The 17,128-nt window shown below is 55.2% G+C and carries 18 protein-coding genes; 14 read left to right on the top strand and 4 right to left on the bottom strand.

The window, feature by feature from the left end:
* Positions 1 to 74: 74 nt before the first annotated feature.
* Complete coding sequence (locus EDB95_RS12260) at positions 75 to 1,487, bottom strand: aminotransferase-like domain-containing protein (RefSeq protein ID WP_133993987.1); 1,413 nt, start codon at positions 1,485 to 1,487, stop codon at positions 75 to 77.
* A 78-nt stretch (positions 1,488 to 1,565) separates the two neighbouring features.
* Between EDB95_RS12260 and EDB95_RS12255 the strand changes: the two genes are divergently transcribed.
* Complete coding sequence (locus EDB95_RS12255; protein ID WP_133993985.1) at positions 1,566 to 2,477, top strand: DMT family transporter; 912 nt, start codon at positions 1,566 to 1,568, stop codon at positions 2,475 to 2,477.
* Here EDB95_RS12255 and EDB95_RS12250 read toward each other — a convergent pair.
* Both EDB95_RS12250 and EDB95_RS12245 read right to left on the bottom strand, forming a co-directional pair.
* Positions 2,431 to 3,237, bottom strand: a complete 807-nt coding sequence (locus EDB95_RS12250; protein WP_133993983.1) for an RNA polymerase sigma factor — start codon at positions 3,235 to 3,237, stop codon at positions 2,431 to 2,433. The genes EDB95_RS12255 and EDB95_RS12250 overlap by 47 nt on opposite strands.
* Positions 3,238 to 3,240: 3 nt before the next feature.
* A complete protein-coding gene (locus tag EDB95_RS12245) occupies positions 3,241 to 4,029 on the bottom strand; it encodes an SDR family NAD(P)-dependent oxidoreductase (RefSeq protein WP_133993980.1) in 789 nt (262 codons plus the stop codon).
* A 115-nt stretch (positions 4,030 to 4,144) separates the two neighbouring features.
* Between EDB95_RS12245 and EDB95_RS12240 the strand changes: the two genes are divergently transcribed.
* The 6 genes from EDB95_RS12240 (at position 4,145) to cysC (ending at position 8,124) form a co-directional block, all read left to right on the top strand.
* The gene (locus tag EDB95_RS12240; RefSeq protein ID WP_133993978.1) at positions 4,145 to 5,017 is read left to right on the top strand and encodes an SDR family oxidoreductase; all 873 of its coding nucleotides are present in this window, start codon (positions 4,145 to 4,147) and stop codon (positions 5,015 to 5,017) included.
* A gap of 94 nt (positions 5,018 to 5,111) precedes the next feature.
* Entirely contained in the window at positions 5,112 to 6,149 is a 1,038-nt protein-coding gene (locus EDB95_RS12235; RefSeq protein ID WP_133993976.1) for an SDR family oxidoreductase, read from the top strand.
* A complete protein-coding gene (locus tag EDB95_RS12230; RefSeq protein ID WP_133993974.1) occupies positions 6,146 to 6,943 on the top strand; it encodes a helix-turn-helix domain-containing protein in 798 nt (265 codons plus the stop codon). Before EDB95_RS12235 ends, EDB95_RS12230 begins: the two co-directional genes overlap by 4 nt.
* 72 nt (positions 6,944 to 7,015) lie before the next feature.
* Complete coding sequence (locus EDB95_RS12225) at positions 7,016 to 7,222, top strand: hypothetical protein (protein WP_133993972.1); 207 nt, start codon at positions 7,016 to 7,018, stop codon at positions 7,220 to 7,222.
* An 18-nt stretch (positions 7,223 to 7,240) separates the two neighbouring features.
* On the top strand, positions 7,241 to 7,462 hold the full coding sequence (locus tag EDB95_RS12220) for a hypothetical protein (protein WP_133993970.1): 222 nt from the start codon (positions 7,241 to 7,243) through the stop codon (positions 7,460 to 7,462).
* Between the two features lie 89 nt (positions 7,463 to 7,551).
* A complete protein-coding gene (gene cysC, locus EDB95_RS12215; RefSeq protein ID WP_133993968.1) occupies positions 7,552 to 8,124 on the top strand; it encodes an adenylyl-sulfate kinase in 573 nt (190 codons plus the stop codon).
* Here the strand turns inward: cysC and EDB95_RS12210 are convergent.
* The gene (locus tag EDB95_RS12210) at positions 8,090 to 10,399 is read right to left on the bottom strand and encodes a WG repeat-containing protein (protein ID WP_133993966.1); all 2,310 of its coding nucleotides are present in this window, start codon (positions 10,397 to 10,399) and stop codon (positions 8,090 to 8,092) included. The genes cysC and EDB95_RS12210 overlap by 35 nt on opposite strands.
* Before the next feature lie 100 nt (positions 10,400 to 10,499).
* Between EDB95_RS12210 and EDB95_RS12205 the strand changes: the two genes are divergently transcribed.
* From EDB95_RS12205 to EDB95_RS12175, 7 genes are all read left to right on the top strand, one after another.
* Positions 10,500 to 11,258: an SDR family NAD(P)-dependent oxidoreductase gene (locus EDB95_RS12205; RefSeq protein WP_133993964.1), complete on the top strand. Its 759-nt coding sequence runs from the start codon at positions 10,500 to 10,502 to the stop codon at positions 11,256 to 11,258.
* Positions 11,259 to 11,281: 23 nt separating this feature from the next.
* Complete coding sequence (locus EDB95_RS12200; RefSeq protein WP_133993962.1) at positions 11,282 to 12,190, top strand: helix-turn-helix domain-containing protein; 909 nt, start codon at positions 11,282 to 11,284, stop codon at positions 12,188 to 12,190.
* A gap of 49 nt (positions 12,191 to 12,239) precedes the next feature.
* Positions 12,240 to 12,833, top strand: coding sequence for a TetR/AcrR family transcriptional regulator (locus EDB95_RS12195; protein ID WP_162852572.1), 594 nt, complete (start codon positions 12,240 to 12,242; stop codon positions 12,831 to 12,833).
* A gap of 35 nt (positions 12,834 to 12,868) precedes the next feature.
* Positions 12,869 to 14,128: an MFS transporter gene (locus EDB95_RS12190; RefSeq protein WP_133993958.1), complete on the top strand. Its 1,260-nt coding sequence runs from the start codon at positions 12,869 to 12,871 to the stop codon at positions 14,126 to 14,128.
* The gene (locus tag EDB95_RS12185) at positions 14,082 to 14,627 is read left to right on the top strand and encodes a cysteine hydrolase family protein (protein ID WP_133993956.1); all 546 of its coding nucleotides are present in this window, start codon (positions 14,082 to 14,084) and stop codon (positions 14,625 to 14,627) included. The genes EDB95_RS12190 and EDB95_RS12185 overlap by 47 nt, the downstream gene beginning before the upstream one ends.
* A gap of 68 nt (positions 14,628 to 14,695) precedes the next feature.
* Complete coding sequence (locus tag EDB95_RS12180; RefSeq protein ID WP_133993954.1) at positions 14,696 to 15,910, top strand: MFS transporter; 1,215 nt, start codon at positions 14,696 to 14,698, stop codon at positions 15,908 to 15,910.
* Positions 15,911 to 15,913: 3 nt separating this feature from the next.
* Positions 15,914 to 17,107 (top strand): Gfo/Idh/MocA family protein, encoded by a 1,194-nt coding sequence (locus EDB95_RS12175; protein ID WP_133993953.1) that lies wholly within the window; start codon positions 15,914 to 15,916, stop codon positions 17,105 to 17,107.
* Positions 17,108 to 17,128 lie beyond the last annotated feature (21 nt).

The raw sequence follows: 17,128 nt of genomic DNA, 5'->3' as shown, positions 1-17,128 counted from the left end.
GTTTTTTTGGATGAAAAGTTTGATGTGGCGGGGCGAGCAGGTGTATTCGAAAAACGCACAAAGTCTATGCCGGATCACATCATTTTCGCGAGGTTCCCCAGCTTTTTCAATTTGAATCTTATGTCTTCGGACCAGGGCAACCCGATACAAAGCCGCATGCAGTGCTCAAACTGGTGTTGAAGCGTGAACATGCGCCCGGGGGCAATGCTGATGCGTTGCCTGATGGCGAAGTCATACAATTCGGTGGTATCGATCCTTTTGGGAAATTCAACCCATAGGGCAAGGCCGCCTTGTGGCCGGCTCGTCTTTGTCCCATCGGGGAAGTATTCCGCTATCGTGTGGACATAGTTTTGGTAGTTGCTTTGGAGGGTTGCCCGAAGACGACGGAGGTGATGGTCATACCTGCCGGTACTTAGGAAATTCCCCACGGCTTCCTGGACAACGGAGGTGGAGGACAAGGCGTGCACCAGCTTTAGCTTTAGTATTTGCGCTTTGTATTTGCCGGGGGCTACCCAGCCGACGCGATAGCCCGGCGCCAGGGTTTTGGAAACGGAACTACACCATAGCACGGTGCCTGTCTCGTCAAACGATTTGCAACAGGGTGGACGTTGCCCACCAAAATAGAGGTCGCCATATACATCGTCCTCTATCAGTGGTATGCCGTGCTTTGCCAGCAGCGTCACAACCGCCTTCTTGTGCTCTTCCGGCATACAACTGCCCAAGGGGGTATTGAAGTTGGGGACCAATAAGCAGATATCAATCTTTGGAATGGCTTTCATTAAGGCATCTATTTCTATCCCTGTCGTCGGATGCGTCGGCAGCTCCAGCACTTTTAGACCCAGACTTACGGCCAGTTGCAAAATGCCCGGATAGCACGGACTTTCTATGGCAACCGTATCGCCGGGCTTGCCTAATGCCATCAGGCAAAAAGACAGCGCGTTCATGCCGCCGCTGGTCGTCACCAGGTCGTCTTCCGTGAGATGGCCGCCCCAGGCCAGGGAGCGGGCCGCCATCATCCTTCTCAATTTTGTATTGCCGGGTAGCGGTTCATACGCCGTTCCGCCTTCCTTAAGCGCCCGGGTGGCCAAAACGAGTTCCTTTTTCAATTTTGGGAAGGGCAGCAGGTCTCCGGATGGTGCGCCGATGGAGAACAGGGTGAGCTTCTCGTTGCCCATATTGGCGTAGACCCTGCTGATAAGTCCGTCTGGCTCCTTGCAATGAGCTGTCGGAGAAGGGCGGCTTACCTCGGGAAGCGGTAATTTTAGATACAGCAGTTTATGTACAAAATAGCCCGATTGGGGTTTGGATTCGATCAATGACTGGGCCTCCAGCTCCAAAAATATCCGCTTTGCCGTATTCATACCGATGCCATGTTCCTGGCATAACATCCTCACCGAGGGCAGCCTGTCGCCGGCTTTCAGGGTCCCATTTCTGATCTGAGCGGCGATCCTGCCGGCTATTTCATGGTATAAAAAATTCCTGGGCATAATAAACTGTATCCATGCAAATATATAAAACTGAGACTGTGTCTTTATGTTCTGCGCTTTTATTTTTGTGCAAAAAAAATGAGCGCAAAAACGACAAGTGGTTGGATGTATGGTTTTATCGGGGTAGTGATATTCAGTGGTTCACTACCCGCCACAAGGGTGGCCATTCTGGACTTCAGCCCCTTGTTTCTAACGGCGGCGCGGGCCACCATTGCCGGTCTGCTGGCGCTTTTTGTCCTTTTTGTCTTTAAGGAAAAACGACCGGCGCGGGAACAGATTTTCCCCCTGTCGATCGTCGGGTTGGGTGTAGTGGTGGGTTATCCCCTTTTATCGGGGTTGGCCTTGCAATATGTCACCTCCGCGCACTCCATCGTTTTTGTAGGCATATTGCCGCTTGTCACCGCCCTATTCGGGGTGATTCGCGGAGGAGAGCGCCCCCGGCCGGTATTCTGGATATTCTCCCTGGTGGGAAGCCTCCTGGTCGTTGGCTTTGCTGTCGCGCAAGGCATAAAAGGATCACCTGTGGGGGATGGACTCATGCTGCTGGCGATCCTTCTTTGCGGGCTGGGCTATGCGGAGGGCGCCAGACTCTCAAAGACGCTGGGTGGTTGGCAGGTGATTTCCTGGGCATTGGTGTTGTCGTTGCCGGTCATGGTCCCGCTTGTTTTCTTTTTACCCCCGGCCTCCTTTGTTCAAATTCACGCGGCCGGCTGGATTGGCCTGAGCTATGTCTCGCTGTTCAGCATGTTTATCGGTTTTATATTCTGGTATCGGGGGCTTGCACAAGGCGGGACGGCAACGGTCGGCCAGTTGCAACTGTTACAACCCTTCTTTGGATTGGGGTTGGCGGCGACGTTGCTTCACGAAAAGGTGAGCCTGGGGATGGTGGGCGTGACCGTGGGGGTGATTCTTTGTGTGGCGGGCTCGAAAAAGTTTGCAAAGCCTATTCCTCCGCAAAAAAATCCTTTTTCTCCCCAATCGCCGTTCTAAGACACTTCATAATCTCCTCGTGAAAATCGGTCCCCGACGCATGCAGGGGATCGATCGCTTTTACCAGCATGGTCCGCAAGGCATACAGCTCCTCCCGGTTGTATTTTTTCGAACCCTTTACAAGGTCCAGCTTCATGAGCTCCTCCTGCTGGTCCTGTTTGGGGTTGAATATTTCGTTGATGTGGCTGCATTGGTGACAGACGCCATTTTTGTTGATGAGCGCGCACCTGTGCTCAAATATATCCGTCATCGTGCTCCTGGCGTCGTTTAGCAGGTGCTTGATGACGCCTTCCGTTTTCCCCAGGATAAGGCCAATTTCCCTGACTTGAAAATCGTAAATGTCTTTTAAGATCAGGGCGACCTGGTTTTCGATGGGTAAGGTTTTTGATATACAAGTAAAACAGTAGTCGATATGCTCCTTCATTTCGTACGCCCCGTAAGGCGATGTATGGTGGACCATCCAAAATACCTGCCGGATTTCCTCGGAACCGATGGCGAGGTCCGCCGCCCGGTCCTGGGCGTCGGCCTGCCATCTTTTTTGTCGCCGTAAATGATCATACGCGAGGTTGGTCGCTATTTTGAACACCCAGGTTTTTAGGGAAGATTCCTGGTTAAAGGTGGATATCTTGGAAAATGCCCGGATAAACGTGTCGTGCGTCAGGTCCTCCACGTCATTCCGGTCGGTCACCAGACGATACAGGTATGACTTTAACGGGTTTTGAAACTCGGCGAAAAGGGTTTGGAAATCGTTGATATCCATGGATCACAAGATATTCAACTTACCACAATCCACGTCAACAATATGACTGTTGAAGGCCACCCCTGTCTCGGAAGCAAGAAAGGCGGCGGTGTCGCCGAGTTGCTTCAGTGTAGGCACCGTCTTTAATATGTCAAAGGCTTTGTATTGTGACACGATTTGCTCCACCGGTATTCCGTATTGGTTTGCAACGGACTCTATCCATCCGGAAATCCGCTTCGTCTCCATCAAGGCGCCGGAACAAATACAGATCACCTTTATACCGTTACCCCCAAATTCCGCGGCCATCACCCTGGTCATCCCTTCAATGGCGGCACTGGCGGCGGTGATGCCTGCCAGGTTGGGGATTTTGCTTCTGGACAGCGCCGCCGTGAGCAGCAGGATGGTCCCCTCGGAACCGGTTTCCATCATGTACCTTGCCGCTACCCTGGACGTAAGGAACTGTGAACCGCAAAGTTTTTCCATGGGGCTCATAAACTGCTCGAAAGTCGCTTGGGTGGTGGGTGGACGGCCGCCCATGTCGTTGTAGCTCACGCCGATACCATTGAATACGACGTCCAATTTGCCGTTGTCCGCGACAACCTTTTGTAGGAAGTGGTCGATTTCGGTCTCCTTCATGGCGTCCACCCTGGCGGCTTCCGCTTTGAGCTCGCGCGCCAACGCTTTTACGGCATCCAGGTTCCGGGCGGTAACATAGACCTTTGCCCCTTGATCGGAAAACGATCGCGCCACGGCGCCCGCTATGTCTCCGGAGGCGGCAAATACGACGGCTACTTTGTCTTTTAGAGGTTGCATTTTGTTTGTTTGTCTATAGACGAAGGAGCCGGGCAAAACGGTCGGGATTTTAGAAATTTGAGTCAAATGTCCTTGTTTTCAAGTCTCCCGACGGCTCAATTTTGTATAAAAAAATATGCGTGTCTTTATTACAGGTGCAACTGGATTTATCGGATCGGCCCTTGTCCCGGACCTGATCAAGTCGGGTCACCAGGTTCTTGGATTGGCTCGTACGGAAGCGGCGGTGGACGCATTGGCAGCGGTGGGCGCGGAAGCGCATCGCGGGGCGCTGGAAGATTTGGAAAGCTTGCGCAGCGGCGCCGCGGGCGCGGATGCGGTCATTCATTTAGGCTTTATCCATGATTTCTCAAAGTTTGCGGAGAATTGCGAGGTCGACCGGCGCGCCATCCTGGCCTTGGGCGAGGGGCTGGGCAGCGGCCGTGGTCCGTTGATTGTTACCTCGGGAACGGGTATGGGCGTTTCGGGCGGGCCCAGGACGGAAATGGAAGCCCCCCACCCCAGTTTCGCGCACGTACCCCGTGTGTCGGAAGCGACGGCGGACGTGGTGGCGGCGCAGGGGGTCCCGGTGTCGGTGGTGCGTCTTCCGCAGGTGCATGACCGGGACAAGCATGGGCTCGTCTCCCTTGCCATTGACATCGCCCGTCAAAAAGGGGTGTCGGCATACATCGGTGAAGGGCTGAACCGCTGGCCGGCGGCCTACCGGTTTGATGCCGCGCGGGTTTATCACCTGGCGTTGGAAAAAGGGTTGGCCGGTGCGCGGTATCATGCGGTGGGCGAAGAGGGCGTGCCGCTCAAAGCCATCGCCGAAGCGATCGGCCGCCGGTTGGACCTGCCGGTGGTGTCCTTGTCTCCGGAGCAGGCGGGTGAGCACTTTGGTTTTTTGGCGGCGTTTATGGGGATCGATATGCCGGCGTCGAGTGCCTTGACCCAGGAATGGCTGGGATGGCGTCCGACAGGGCCGGGGATGATTTCGGACATCGAGCCGTAGACCTTATGGCCCGCTCAACAAAACAACTTTGGACTTTTCAACAAAGCCGGCAAATCCTTTTCCGTTGACCTTTGTCCTACAAAATCATGTAATAATGGACAAAAAAGAAACGGTTTTGGTCACGGGAGGAACCGGCTTTGTTGGGGTTCACTGTATTCTCCAACTGTTACAGAAGGGCTATCGCGTAAAAACGACCCTTCGGACCATGAACAGAAAGGAGGAAGTCCTGGACATGCTCCGCAACGGGGGCATCGCGACGCCGGACGGCCTGGAATTCGTCGAGGCGGACCTGATGAAGGACGCCAACTGGGACAAAGCGGTGAAGGATTGCCGTTTTGTGTTGCACGTGGCCTCTCCCATGGCCACCGTCATTCCCAGGGATGAGAACGAAGTGATCCGCCCGGCGGTGGACGGCACGCTTCGGGTGTTGACAGCGGCAAAAAACGCCGGTGTCAAACGGGTGGTGTTGACCTCCAACTTTGGGGCGGTGGGGTACAGCCACAAAGATCCCCATACCGTGATCACGGAGGAAGAATGGAGCAACCCCCACCAAAAAGGGATGACGGCCTACAACCGGTCAAAAATCCTGGCCGAGCGCGCCGCCTGGGATTTTATCCGCAAAGAAGGTGAACAGATGGAGCTGGCGGTGATCAATCCCGTGGCCATCTTCGGCCCGACATTGGGGCGGGATATTTCGGGCAGCTTTGCGTTTTTGACACACATGCTCGACGGCTCCATGAAGTCCATCCCCCAATTAAACATGAACATCGCCGACGTCCGGGATGTCGCGGATTTGCATATTCGCGCCATGACCCATCCGGGGGCCAGCGGGCAGCGGTTTCTGGCCTTATCGGGTGGAGCCATGTCCTTACCGGAGATGGCCGTATTTCTAAAAAAAGAAATGCCCGGGGTTTCCCAAAAGGTGTCCACCAAGGTTTTGTCCAATGGGCTGGTCCGCCTGGCCGGTCTTTTTAATAAACAAGCCAAGGCCATCGCACCCTTATTGGGGGTCAGCCGGAATGTGAGCAACGCCAAAGCAAAGAAAATGCTGGATTGGCAGCCGATCGCCACCAACGAACAAGCCATTGTAGCTTCGGTGGAAAGTATGATTAAATTTGGGGTCCTTCAATGAGCACCTTGGTACGCAAAACTTGTTATATCGGTCCGGAGATGTCGATCGAACAATTCATCCCGGAGCACTTTTTCATTTATATGGTGAAGGGGACCCTCAACGGATACGTGGGCAATAAAGAATATTCGTTGGTGGCGCACGAATCCTACCTCGTCCGTAAAAATCAGCTGGGCCGGTATAACAAGCCAGCGCAAGGCGAAGAACCGGAAAAGGTCATTCTTGTTTTTGACGAGCCTTTTCTAAAAAAATTTCAGGAAAGGCACGAGGTCACCGTTGAAAAACGGATGACCTCAGAGGCTGCTGTATGGTTGCGCGCGGATGAGCGGATACCGGAGTTTATCCATTCTTTACAACCTTACTATACGGGTTCAGGTAAGATCGACTCCTCCTTTTCGGAGGTCAAACGGGAAGAATTGCTCCTCCTTTTATTACAGACACAGCCGGAGTTGGCGGGCATCCTCTTTGACTTCGGCGTACCCGAAAAAATAAACCTGGAGGAGTTTATGAACCGGCACTATACCTTCAACATCAGCCTACAGCAGTTTGCATTTTTAACGGGACGCAGCCTTTCAGCCTTCAAAAGGGATTTCAAGGCCATCTTTCACAACACGCCCAATCGCTGGCTGGTGCAAAGACGGCTGCAGGAAGCCTATCTCCTTATCCACAAGCTCCGTAAAAAACCGGCAGAAATTTATATTGACCTGGGGTTTGAAGACTTGTCCCACTTTTCCTTTGCTTTTAAGAAACAATTTGGACTAACGCCCACCGAATTAGCGGCGCTAAAAAAATTGTGAAAACGCAATCTTTTCCCGTTTATTTTTTTGTATATTGGTTAGGATAGATTATTAATTCAAAAAAGCCACACCATGCAATCAACATCCCTGAAGGCCCTTAGCCGCGTGGAAATGAAGTCCATTAAAGGCGGCGGCCCCCAACTCATCTGTCCTTCCCAAGGCGAAACCTGCACCGGTTCGCAAGGCACCGGCGTCTGCGTCCCGCACGGCATCACTGAGGTATGTTATTGTTCCATCCCTGGGTATCCGATCGAGTGGCCTTGTCCCAATCCGCTCTAAAACCTAAACATTCATAAGATGAACACCAAACCTGGTGCGGCGCTTAGCCGCAGCGAAATGATGCATCTCAAAGGAGGCGCACCACAGTATGCGCCTTGTCCTTCGGAAGGCGAATCCTGCTTTGTCAACTACGAAGGCAAGATATTCTATGGGACGTGCGAACCGCATGGCGGCGCCTTCTGCTATTGCATTGCCTCGGGGGCGCCGATCAACCAGCTGTGCGCCAATCCACCGGCGTAACGAACGGTTGCTTGCCAAAATGTTGCAGCGCCTCCGGCGCCCTTAAGGATAGCCTGCGAAACCGCAGGCTATTTTTTGTACTTTTCAGAATGAGCACAACGCCCAAACAATATGCCGGCTACACCGTCTGGCTGACAGGTTTTAGCGGAGCCGGCAAGACCACCATCGCCCACCGGCTGTCCGCCACCCTTACCTCCCTCGCCCACCCCGTGGAAGTGCTGGACGGGGATGCGATCCGCGCCAGTCTTTCCAAGGGCCTGACGTTCTCGCGGGAGGACCGGTGCGAGAACATTTTGAGGTTGGGCTTTGTCTCCGAGTTGCTCTCCAGGCATGGCGTCGGCGTTATCGTTTCCGCGATCTCGCCCTACCGGTCCGCAAGGGATATGGTCCGCGGCCGTATCCCGAATTTTATCGAAGTGCACGTCAAGTGCTCCATCGGCGAATGCGAAAGAAGGGACGTCAAGGGCTTGTACAAAAAAGTCCGTGCCGGTGAGATCAGCCACTTCACGGGCATAGACGATCCTTATGAAGAGCCGGCCGATCCCGAGGTCACTTGTTGTACGGAACTGGAAACCGTGGAAGAGTCCACCGCGAAAATATGCGCCGAATTGATCCGCCGGAAGCTGATCACTGTTCCTCCCGGTTCGCTTCACGAATCGTAAAAGGCAGGGTCTTCCCACCGGGCATTACGTATTGCCAGCGATCCCCGTCGTAACACAACAAGGGGTAGGTCAATTGAACCGAATTGTATAAACGGCTCATGTCGATCGCCATCATGTCCTGGTAGATGGCGGGGATGATCATCTTCCCGTCGGCGGCCATAATCCCGAACTTGCCGTTTTGGCGCACCAGGTATTCCTGGCGGGCCGTGTCCTTCCAGATGACCTCGAACCGGGGAGGAGTGATGATCGTGCCGTCCCGGCGGGCAAGGCCCTTTAAAATGGAGCCGCTCTCCGTATCCCGGCGGAACAAGACCAGGTCGCCCCACAACATCGCGTCTTCGGTGGAGAAATATTCGTTGGGAATGTCGTATTGCAAAGGGACCACGACTTTCCCGGTGGTATCGACAATTCCGTAGGTGCTGTCGTTTTTTTGTACGACCGCCATGCCTTCCATGAAGCTGGAAAGCCGGGCGTAGACAAAGGGGACCGCTACCTTGCCCGTAGTGCCGATGGCCCCTTCCAGGCTGTCCTTGCGGGCATGGGCGACATCGTTTCTAAAGGCATCGATCTCATCGTATCCGTCCGCGACGATGCGCTGAGACACGGGGTCCAGCAATTTTACCCCTTTCCCGTCGCTGACGATCAGCCATCCGTTCGCGTCTGCAAATGAAACATCGCTGTAAGGCAGCGAATCTTTTTGACCGGTCCGGCTGTTGATGAGGAAAAAAGTACCGTCTTTGCGCAGCAACCACCGGTCATTTCCGATCCTGTCAAGTCCGCCGGACCGGAGCGGCAGGATCATCCGGCCCTGAAGGGTGGCCAGCCCTGCCAGGTCCCCCTCCTTGCGCATCTTCACCAGTTTCACACAGGTAGTGTCGTCCCCATCCTGCTCCACCCAATCATAGACCGGCGCCAGGAGAATCTTGCCGCTGGTGTCACACAACCCTTTATGATCGCCTATGCGTATGTCCAGTTTATCGGGAAAAGACTCGAAGGTTGCGATATCATCATACCGCGGGGGGAGAATGGTTTTGCCCTGCAGGTTGAGCAATCCCTTGCGGGCACCTTTTTTCACGATGAGGAAGCCCTTCACTTCGTCGTCCGAAATATCATTATAGATACAGGGGGTCAGCACACGCGTATGGCGGTTGTACAGCCCCCACGTATGACCGTCCCCGGAAACCACGTATACCCCTTCACTGACCGGCTGGATGGTTTTGAAGTAGACCGGAAGCAATGGCCGGCCATGCCGGTCGATGAGCAAATGCCTTTCGTTCCTGTATACGTCAAAGGTACTGTCGTCGATGATCGAGACTTCCCCCCCCTGGCGGACCGGAATGATGAGGCTTCCGGTCGAGTCGATCAATCCGTACAGACCGTTCTTTTTGACGGAGGCGTAGCCGCCTGCTATTCCCTGGGCTTCTTCATACCAGAAGATCTCGTCGTAGTCAAAATTCGTTACCGGCTTGCCCGCGGCGGTGACGAGGCCAAATTTTTTATGTTGCCCTACGCACACCAGCCCGTTCCAAAGAACGTCCTCGGGCAAGGTGTACTCCGGTTCCCCGAATACCTTCCCCGTAAGCATGTTGATCAAAACGGGCCGGCCGTTGCGCTGAAAGCTTTGGACCCATTCATCGCTGCGCATGTTCCTATGGGTGTGTTCGTACGCGAAGGGGACACGAACCTTGTTGTCAAAGCCGATGACGCCCCATTGTTGGTCCCGTTGTGCGAACACATAGTCGGAGGCATCGCCGCAACCGCCGCAGAAGTCGAAGCCGTCGTACTGGAACGGGATAACGACGCTGTCCCGCTGCGCGTCATAAATGCCCCATTTCCCGCCCTGGCATACGTCGAAATAACGGCCGTCCAGGTAGCCCGCATCGCTGAAACGGAGGGGCAACAATAGTTTACCGCTGGTGTCGCACCAGGTGCTTTTGCCGTCCCTGGACAACTTCCACACGTTAAAACGGGTGTCGATCGTGTCGTATTCCGGTGCCAGGAGCCAGCGGCCGGCGCGCAACATGCCCCAGTGGTCAGGACGGTCCTTCGTGCCGCGGACCAGGACGAGCTTGTCGGCAGTGCCGTCGCCACCTGTGATCGCGGTTATTTCGTTAAAAGCAAATTTTCCGGTGGTATCGATATAAAAGGAGCTATCCCCCCGCGCCACGCGCGCAAATCCATCGATAAAGGGGTAGGCTTTGTCCAGGGAGTCCTGGGCGGCTGCGTGCAGGGTACAGCATAACACGAACAGCAAGGGGAGCGGCGTTTGATACATAGGTGAGCGCAAATATATTTGAATTTTGCAAAAACCCGATTGATTCTTTCAATGCCTGGCGCGTCCGGCCGCACTAATTTTGTAAAAAAAAACAAGCACAATGAGTAACAAAATAGCCCTGGTAACCGGCGGCAGCCGTGGCCTGGGAAAAGACATGGCGCTGAAGCTGGCCGCCAAGGGACTGGATGTGATCGTTACCTATAACAACCGGGCGGAAGACGCGCAGAACGTGGTCACGCAGATAGAAGCGGCCGGGCGAAAGGCTGCGGCGTTACAGCTCAATACGGGCGAACTGCAAAGCTTCGATGGCTTCGTGGAACGACTGAAAAGCGTTTTAACGAACCACTTCAAGACCGGCCACTTCGACTTCCTGGTGAACAACGCCGGCCAGGGCGGCTACAGCCCCATCAACGCGGTGACGGAGGCGTTTTTTGACGACCTGTTGAACGTACATTTTAAAGGCGTCTACTTCCTGACCCAAAAGCTCCTCCCGCTGATGAATGACGGGGGTGGTATCGTCAACGTCTCTTCCGGGCTGACGCGGGTGTCCGTTCCCGGCTCGTCGGTGTACGGTTCCCTCAAAAGCGCCGTGGAAACGTTGACCCGCTACCAGGCCAAGGAATTGGGCGTCAGGGGTATCCGCGCCAACGTGGTGGCTCCGGGGGCGATCATGACGGACTTTGGCAACGGGCATCTCCGCAGCGACGAGTCGCTGCAAAAGATGATCAGCAGCATGACGGCCCTGGGCCGTCCGGGCGTAGCGGAGGATATTGGTGGCGTGGTGGCCTTCCTTTGTTCGGAGGACGCCCGTTGGGTGAACGGTCAGCGGATCGAAGCCTCGGGCGGCATGCAGCTGTAAAATGGTATATTTGAATTCTATAAATGCTTTCGGAAACAACCTCCCTGGATGACTTTTACCGGAACAATGCCACCCCGCTCCCGGACGGTATTGCGCAGGAGATCGGCCACTTCAATGTGTTCGAAACGGAAAAGTTGTACGACAAGGCGACGGGTGCGCGCACGATGCCCTATAGCCGGAGGGATTACTATAAGATCAGCTGGATAAGAGGCAAGAGCCGGGCGGAATATGCCGACAAGGTGATCGACATCGAAGAGCACGCGCTGCTTTTTGCCACACCCAAAATACCTTACCACTGGATCCCCGCAGACACCCAGACGGGTATGTTCTGCATCTTTACACCCGATTTCCTTACCCCAAGGAAATCGGGTGTTTTATTGGATGAGCTGCCGATCTACCAGCCGGGGCAGTTGCCCGTTTTTCAGCTGAACCCGGCGGAGCACGCCGAGGTGGAATACATCTTTAAAAAAATGCTCCGCGAACTGGCGTCGGACTACAAATTCAAGTACGACCTGATGCGCACCCTTTTGCTGGAGCTCATCCACTATGGGCAAAAGCTTCAGCCCATGTCGGCCCTGCGGACGACGCAAAACGCCGCCCAGCGCATTTCCGCGCTTTTTATCGAACTCCTGGAGCGGCAGTTCCCGCTGGAGTCACCCCATCAGCGGCTGGGGCTGCGGACCCCAAAGGAATACGCCGACCGCCTCGCGGTACACGTCAACCACCTGAACAAGGTGTTGAAAGAAGCCACCGGCAGCACCACGTCCGAACTGATCACAAAGCGTGTGATAGAAGAGGCAAAAATATTGCTGAAGCAAACCAACTGGAGCGTGTCCGAGATTGCCTATACCCTCGGCTTTGACGAGGTGGCGCACTTTTCCAACTACTTCAAAAAGCAGACGGCCACTGCACCGCTGTCTTTCCGGTCCTGACATTTCAACATTTTTTGTGAATTTGTCGAAAAGGTCCTATCTTTGCACCGTGCTCGTAAAAGAAGACCATATTCTTCAGGCGGCCCAGCAACTGTTCCAGAAATACGGCTGGCAAAAAGTCTCCATGGACGACGTGGCCAAGGCCATCGGCAAAAGCCGGAGCTCGTTGTATTACTATTACAAAAGCAAGGAAGAGATCTACGCCGCCGTGGTCAATATGGAGGTGGACGATATCGTGGACAAGATCGGCCAGGCGGTGGAGCAGGTGACGGGCACGGAAGAAAAGATCGCCACTTTCTTTACGACCAAAATGCACCTGATGCGCAAGCGGCGCGAGCTGTATGGTTCCCTGGAGGCGGGTATGAACGCGGACGAGATATCCAGTCTGTCCGGGATCAAGCGCGCGGGCCACGCCCGTATCATGAAGGGGGAAGGCGATCTGTTGAAAGAAATACTGAAACAAGGCGTGGAAGCAGGTGAGTTACGTCCTATCCCTCCCAGGGAAATGGAAAACCTGGTTTTTGTCATCCTGGCAAACATGCACGGGTTGAAACGGGAAATGCTGCTCGCCGAAGATGCTCCAAAAATCGACACTTTAGCGCAAACGCTCAGCCAGCTGATCGTACACGGGCTGAAGGCGTGATTTTTTTTGCCCAGGTTTCGACAACTTAACCTATAATGTCAAAAAGTCAACATACTTTTCGGGCCTTCCGCAGCCGCAACTACCGGCTGTACTTCTATGGCCAGTCGGTGTCCCAGATCGGCACGTGGATGCAACGCACCGCGGTCAGCTGGGTAGTCTACACCATGACGCACTCGGCCTTTATGCTGGGGGTGACGACCTTTGCCTTCGGGTTTCCCACTTTTCTCCTGACCTTGTATGGCGGTATCGTAGCCGACCGCTACAACCGGTTCCGGATCCTTTTGTTGACCCAGGCGGCGTCCCTGGTACAGGCAGCCCTGCTGGCCGCGCTGGTCCTGACCGGGCACTATGCCGTTTGGGAAATCCTGGTGCTCAGCGTCGTCTTAGGCGTTATCAATGCCTTTGACGTACCCGCCCGTCAACCGCTGGTGCACGAGATTATCCGTGACAAGGACGACCTGCCCAATGCCCTCGCCTTTAATTCGTCGATGAACAACATGGCCCGGCTGGTGGGGCCCGCCCTCTCCGGGATCGTCCTGCAACACTTCGGCGCCGGGGTTTGTTTTCTGCTCAATGCCGTCAGCTTCGTCGCGGTGTTGGCTTCGCTCCTGCTGATGAAGCTGCCCGCCCATGTTCCGCAACCCGTGCCAAAGAAAGCCCTGAAGGAAGGTTTTGAATACGTCATGAATACCCCCGCCATCGGCGGCGTCCTTTTGATGCTGGCGTTGACCTGTCTTTTTGTATTACCCTACAATACCTTGTTCCCGGTCTTCGCCAAGGTGATCTACCGGGGGAATGCAGAAACCTTTGGGTACATCAACAGCTTTGTAGGATTGGGCGCGCTGGCCGGCGCCTACTTCCTCGCCACGTTAAAGACAGGGGCTGATTTTAAAAAGATCCTGTTCATCAATACGCTTATTCTGGGGTTGGGCCTGATCCTGTTTTCCCAGGTCACCTACTTCCCGCTGGCCATGGTGTTTGCCGTCGCCTGCGGCTTTGGCACCATGTCCCAAACCTCGATTGTCACCACCATCGTCCAGATGGAGTCGGACAAAAATATGCGGGGACGGGTCGTCAGCTTCCTGGCGATGGCCGTCTTTGGCATGTTGCCCCTCGGCAGCCTGCTTATCGGCTTTGTGTCCAAACACATCGGCGCCCAGGCCAGCCTTTTTGCCCAGGGCTGTGCCGCGATATTGATCGCCCTACTTTTGTCCAAATTTCTCTTACGTCACAAAAAACAAAACATACATGAAAACAGCCCTTCTCGTCATGGACATGCAGTCGGCGTTTCTTAGCCGTTTCCCGGACATGGCGTCCGTCACCAAAAGCGTCGCCACGGCCATTGCTCACGCCCGTGCCAAGGACATCCCTGTCATTTATGTCGTGGTCGGTTTCCGCGACGGCGCTCCCGAGATCAGCCCCAACAACAAAGGTTTTATGGCGGCAAAGCCCATGGTGAACGGCGTTACGTTTGAACAATTTACCGCGATCGACGCCTCCGTGGCGCCCGCCGCGGGCGAGATCACCGTCGTCAAACGCCGCGTCTGCGCCTTTACCGGAAGTGACCTCGAAGTCGTCCTCCGCGCTTATGGTGTCGGGCACCTCGTCCTCACGGGCATCGCTACCAGCGGGGTCGTCCTGTCCACCGTGCGCGAAGCCGCCGACAAGGACTACGTCCTCACCGTGCTGTCCGACGGCTGTGCCGACGGGGACGCGGACGTCCATCAGTTGCTCATGACGAAAGTATTTCCCCGCCAGGCGGAGGTGATGACCGCGGCGGAGTGGGTCGGATAAGCAAGGATAATTAAGTAAATAGCCCGGTGCCAAAAACGCCGGGCTATTTTTATTGCTAACTTGGCGTCATGACTCGGACGAACCGCATCCAGTTCTCCGCCCTCATGTTCCTGGAGTTCTTTGTCTGGGGCTCCTGGTACACGACGATCGGCATCTATATGACCCGGCACGGTATGGCGGACCTGACGCACTGGCCCTATACGGTCAACCCGATCGCCGCGATCGTGGCGCCCTTTTTTGTGGGGTTGATCGCCGACCGGTATTTTGCGACAGAGAAAGTGCTGGGCGTACTCCACCTGCTGGGGGCCTTGTGTATGTTCCTGGCGCCGTCTGCCGTTCATCATCCCCTCCTTTTTATCCTCCTGCTCTTAGCCTACAATATCTGCTATATGCCCACGATGGGGCTGGCGAATACGATCTGTTTTTATAAGATGCCGGACCAGGAGAAACAATTCCCGGCCATCCGCGTTTTTGGGACCATCGGGTGGATCGCGGCGGGTTTGGTCATCAGCTTTATCTTAAGCCGCATCGCCGGGGAGAAAGCGGAAGCAACGGCGCTCCCGCTGTATATGACGGCCGGAGGCGGCCTGCTGCTGGGGCTCTATAGTTTCTGGCTTCCGCATACCCCTCCGCCGGCGGCGGACAAGAAAGTGTCTTTCTACAGCATCATCGGTGTCGACGCGCTCCGGCAACTGGGTAGCCCGTCTTTTTATATTTTCCTGGCAAGCTCGTTTTTAATCTGTATCCCGCTGGCCGCGTATTACAATTTCACCCAGATTTTCCTGGACAACGCGCATTTTACGAACATCGCCGCCACCCAAACCCTCGGACAGGCGTCAGAGACGCTGTTTATGGTATTGATGCCGTTCTTTTTCGCCCGTCTGGGGGTCAAGTGGATGCTGGCCACGGGGATGCTGGCCTGGGTCTTGCGGTATGCCTTGTTTGCCATGGGCGCCCCGGGGATCGTGGACTGGATGATCCTGACCGGGATCGCGCTGCACGGGGTGTGTTACGATTTCTTTTTTGTCACCGGCCAGATCTATGTGGATACAAAAGCCGGCCCCCACATCCGGGCGCAGGCGCAGGGCCTGATCGTGTTTGCGACGTATGGCACCGGCATGCTGGCGGGTGCGCAGATCGCGGGGAGTGTGTACAACCGTTTTCTACGAAACGCCCCAGCCCTCGGGTTAACACAATGGGCGCACTTCTGGTGGATCCCCGCCTGGTTTGCGGCAGTAGTACTGATTTGTTTCGTCCTTCTTTTCCATACAAAAAAAACCTGACAGATGCCCCAGATCGCCATGCTCGGATCCGGCTTTATTGCGCGTTTTTATGCAGATTCCATTCTCGGTCAGCGGAGCCGGGATAAGATCGTTAGTGTCTACTCACGGCGTACCGAAAGCGCCGGGGCGTTTGCTATGAAGTACGGTTGTGTACATGCGACCACCGATATGGAGGTGGCCATCGCGCATCCGGAGGTCGACATGATCTGTATCGCGCTGCCCAACGACCTTCACGAAGCCGCGGTGATGCTTTGTTGCAAACACGGCAAGGCGGTGATGACCACCAAACCCCTGGGGCGCACCGCTGCCGAAGCGCGTCGCATGCTGGAGGCCGTGGAAAAGGCGGGTATCTTCAATGGTTACCTGGAAGACCTTGTCTATACGCCGAAATTCCTAAAGGCGCTGGACAGCGTGCAAAACGGCGCGTTGGGCCGCATCCTCTGGGCCAAATCCCGCGAAACACATCCCGGTCCGCACAGCGACTGGTTTTGGGACCTGGAGCACGCGGGCGGCGGGTGTATCCTCGACCTGGGCTGTCATTGCGTGGAGATCGCGCGCAGCTTTATCGGCAAGGACATCCGGCCGGTCGAAGTGATGTGCTGGGCCGAGACCCAGGTCAAACCCATCGAAGCCGAAGACCATGCCATCGGTCTTGTCAAATACGAAAACGGCGCCATCGGCCAGTTCGAGGTCAGCTGGACCTTCCGGGGCGGTCTCGACCTCCGGGACGAGGTCATGGGCACCGAGGGCACCCTTTGGATCAACAACTTTCTGCGCACCGGCCTGGAGATGTTTACCACCGGGAAAGGCGCCGACTATGTGTCCGAAAAGGCCGAAAGCAATACCGGCTGGCTTTTCCCCGTCGGGGACGAGCTCAACGACCTTGGCTACAACCACATGTTTACCGACGTATTCAACGCGTTCGAACAGGGGCGCGCGCCCCGGGAAACCTTTTACGACGGGTATGTCGTCAACGCCATCCTCGACGCGGCCTACCGGTCCGCCCGGACAAAATTGTGGGAGCCCGTCGTCCTGGACGTCTGGCGGGGACGCACCGGTGTGACCAGGGACAGTCACCTGACGGAATACGATCAGGACCACTACCTGATCAAGGAGGAAACGACGCACTACGGGGCGCGGAAGGTCATTTTAAAACACAAAACAACCGGGCAAATCACCGAACGGGTCCTTTCTTGATAATTTCCGTACATTTACAAA

It is taken from the genome of Dinghuibacter silviterrae (genome assembly GCF_004366355.1).
GTDB lineage: Bacteria > Bacteroidota > Bacteroidia > Chitinophagales > Chitinophagaceae > Dinghuibacter > Dinghuibacter silviterrae.
The sequence above is the reverse complement of the archived record's forward strand: the minus strand, read 5'-3'. Positions and strand labels throughout refer to the sequence as shown.

Excerpts from the sequence above, each read along its gene's own strand:
- EDB95_RS12185 (WP_133993956.1), top strand. The coding sequence starts at position 14,082 with ATGAAAACAGCCCTTCTCGTCATGGACATGCAGTCGGCGTTTCTTAGC.
- EDB95_RS12200 (WP_133993962.1), top strand. The coding sequence starts at position 11,282 with ATGCTTTCGGAAACAACCTCCCTGGATGACTTTTACCGGAACAATGCC.
- EDB95_RS12175 (WP_133993953.1), top strand. The coding sequence starts at position 15,914 with ATGCCCCAGATCGCCATGCTCGGATCCGGCTTTATTGCGCGTTTTTAT.
- EDB95_RS12225 (WP_133993972.1), top strand. The coding sequence starts at position 7,016 with ATGCAATCAACATCCCTGAAGGCCCTTAGCCGCGTGGAAATGAAGTCC.
- EDB95_RS12190 (WP_133993958.1), top strand. The coding sequence starts at position 12,869 with ATGTCAAAAAGTCAACATACTTTTCGGGCCTTCCGCAGCCGCAACTAC.
- EDB95_RS12240 (WP_133993978.1), top strand. The coding sequence starts at position 4,145 with ATGCGTGTCTTTATTACAGGTGCAACTGGATTTATCGGATCGGCCCTT.
- cysC (WP_133993968.1), top strand. The coding sequence starts at position 7,552 with ATGAGCACAACGCCCAAACAATATGCCGGCTACACCGTCTGGCTGACA.
- EDB95_RS12220 (WP_133993970.1), top strand. The coding sequence starts at position 7,241 with ATGAACACCAAACCTGGTGCGGCGCTTAGCCGCAGCGAAATGATGCAT.
- EDB95_RS12180 (WP_133993954.1), top strand. The coding sequence starts at position 14,696 with ATGACTCGGACGAACCGCATCCAGTTCTCCGCCCTCATGTTCCTGGAG.
- EDB95_RS12255 (WP_133993985.1), top strand. The coding sequence starts at position 1,566 with ATGAGCGCAAAAACGACAAGTGGTTGGATGTATGGTTTTATCGGGGTA.
- EDB95_RS12205 (WP_133993964.1), top strand. The coding sequence starts at position 10,500 with ATGAGTAACAAAATAGCCCTGGTAACCGGCGGCAGCCGTGGCCTGGGA.
- EDB95_RS12260 (WP_133993987.1), bottom strand. The coding sequence starts at position 1,487 with ATGCCCAGGAATTTTTTATACCATGAAATAGCCGGCAGGATCGCCGCT.
- EDB95_RS12250 (WP_133993983.1), bottom strand. The coding sequence starts at position 3,237 with ATGGATATCAACGATTTCCAAACCCTTTTCGCCGAGTTTCAAAACCCG.
- EDB95_RS12235 (WP_133993976.1), top strand. The coding sequence starts at position 5,112 with ATGGACAAAAAAGAAACGGTTTTGGTCACGGGAGGAACCGGCTTTGTT.
- EDB95_RS12245 (WP_133993980.1), bottom strand. The coding sequence starts at position 4,029 with ATGCAACCTCTAAAAGACAAAGTAGCCGTCGTATTTGCCGCCTCCGGA.
- EDB95_RS12230 (WP_133993974.1), top strand. The coding sequence starts at position 6,146 with ATGAGCACCTTGGTACGCAAAACTTGTTATATCGGTCCGGAGATGTCG.
- EDB95_RS12210 (WP_133993966.1), bottom strand. The coding sequence starts at position 10,399 with ATGTATCAAACGCCGCTCCCCTTGCTGTTCGTGTTATGCTGTACCCTG.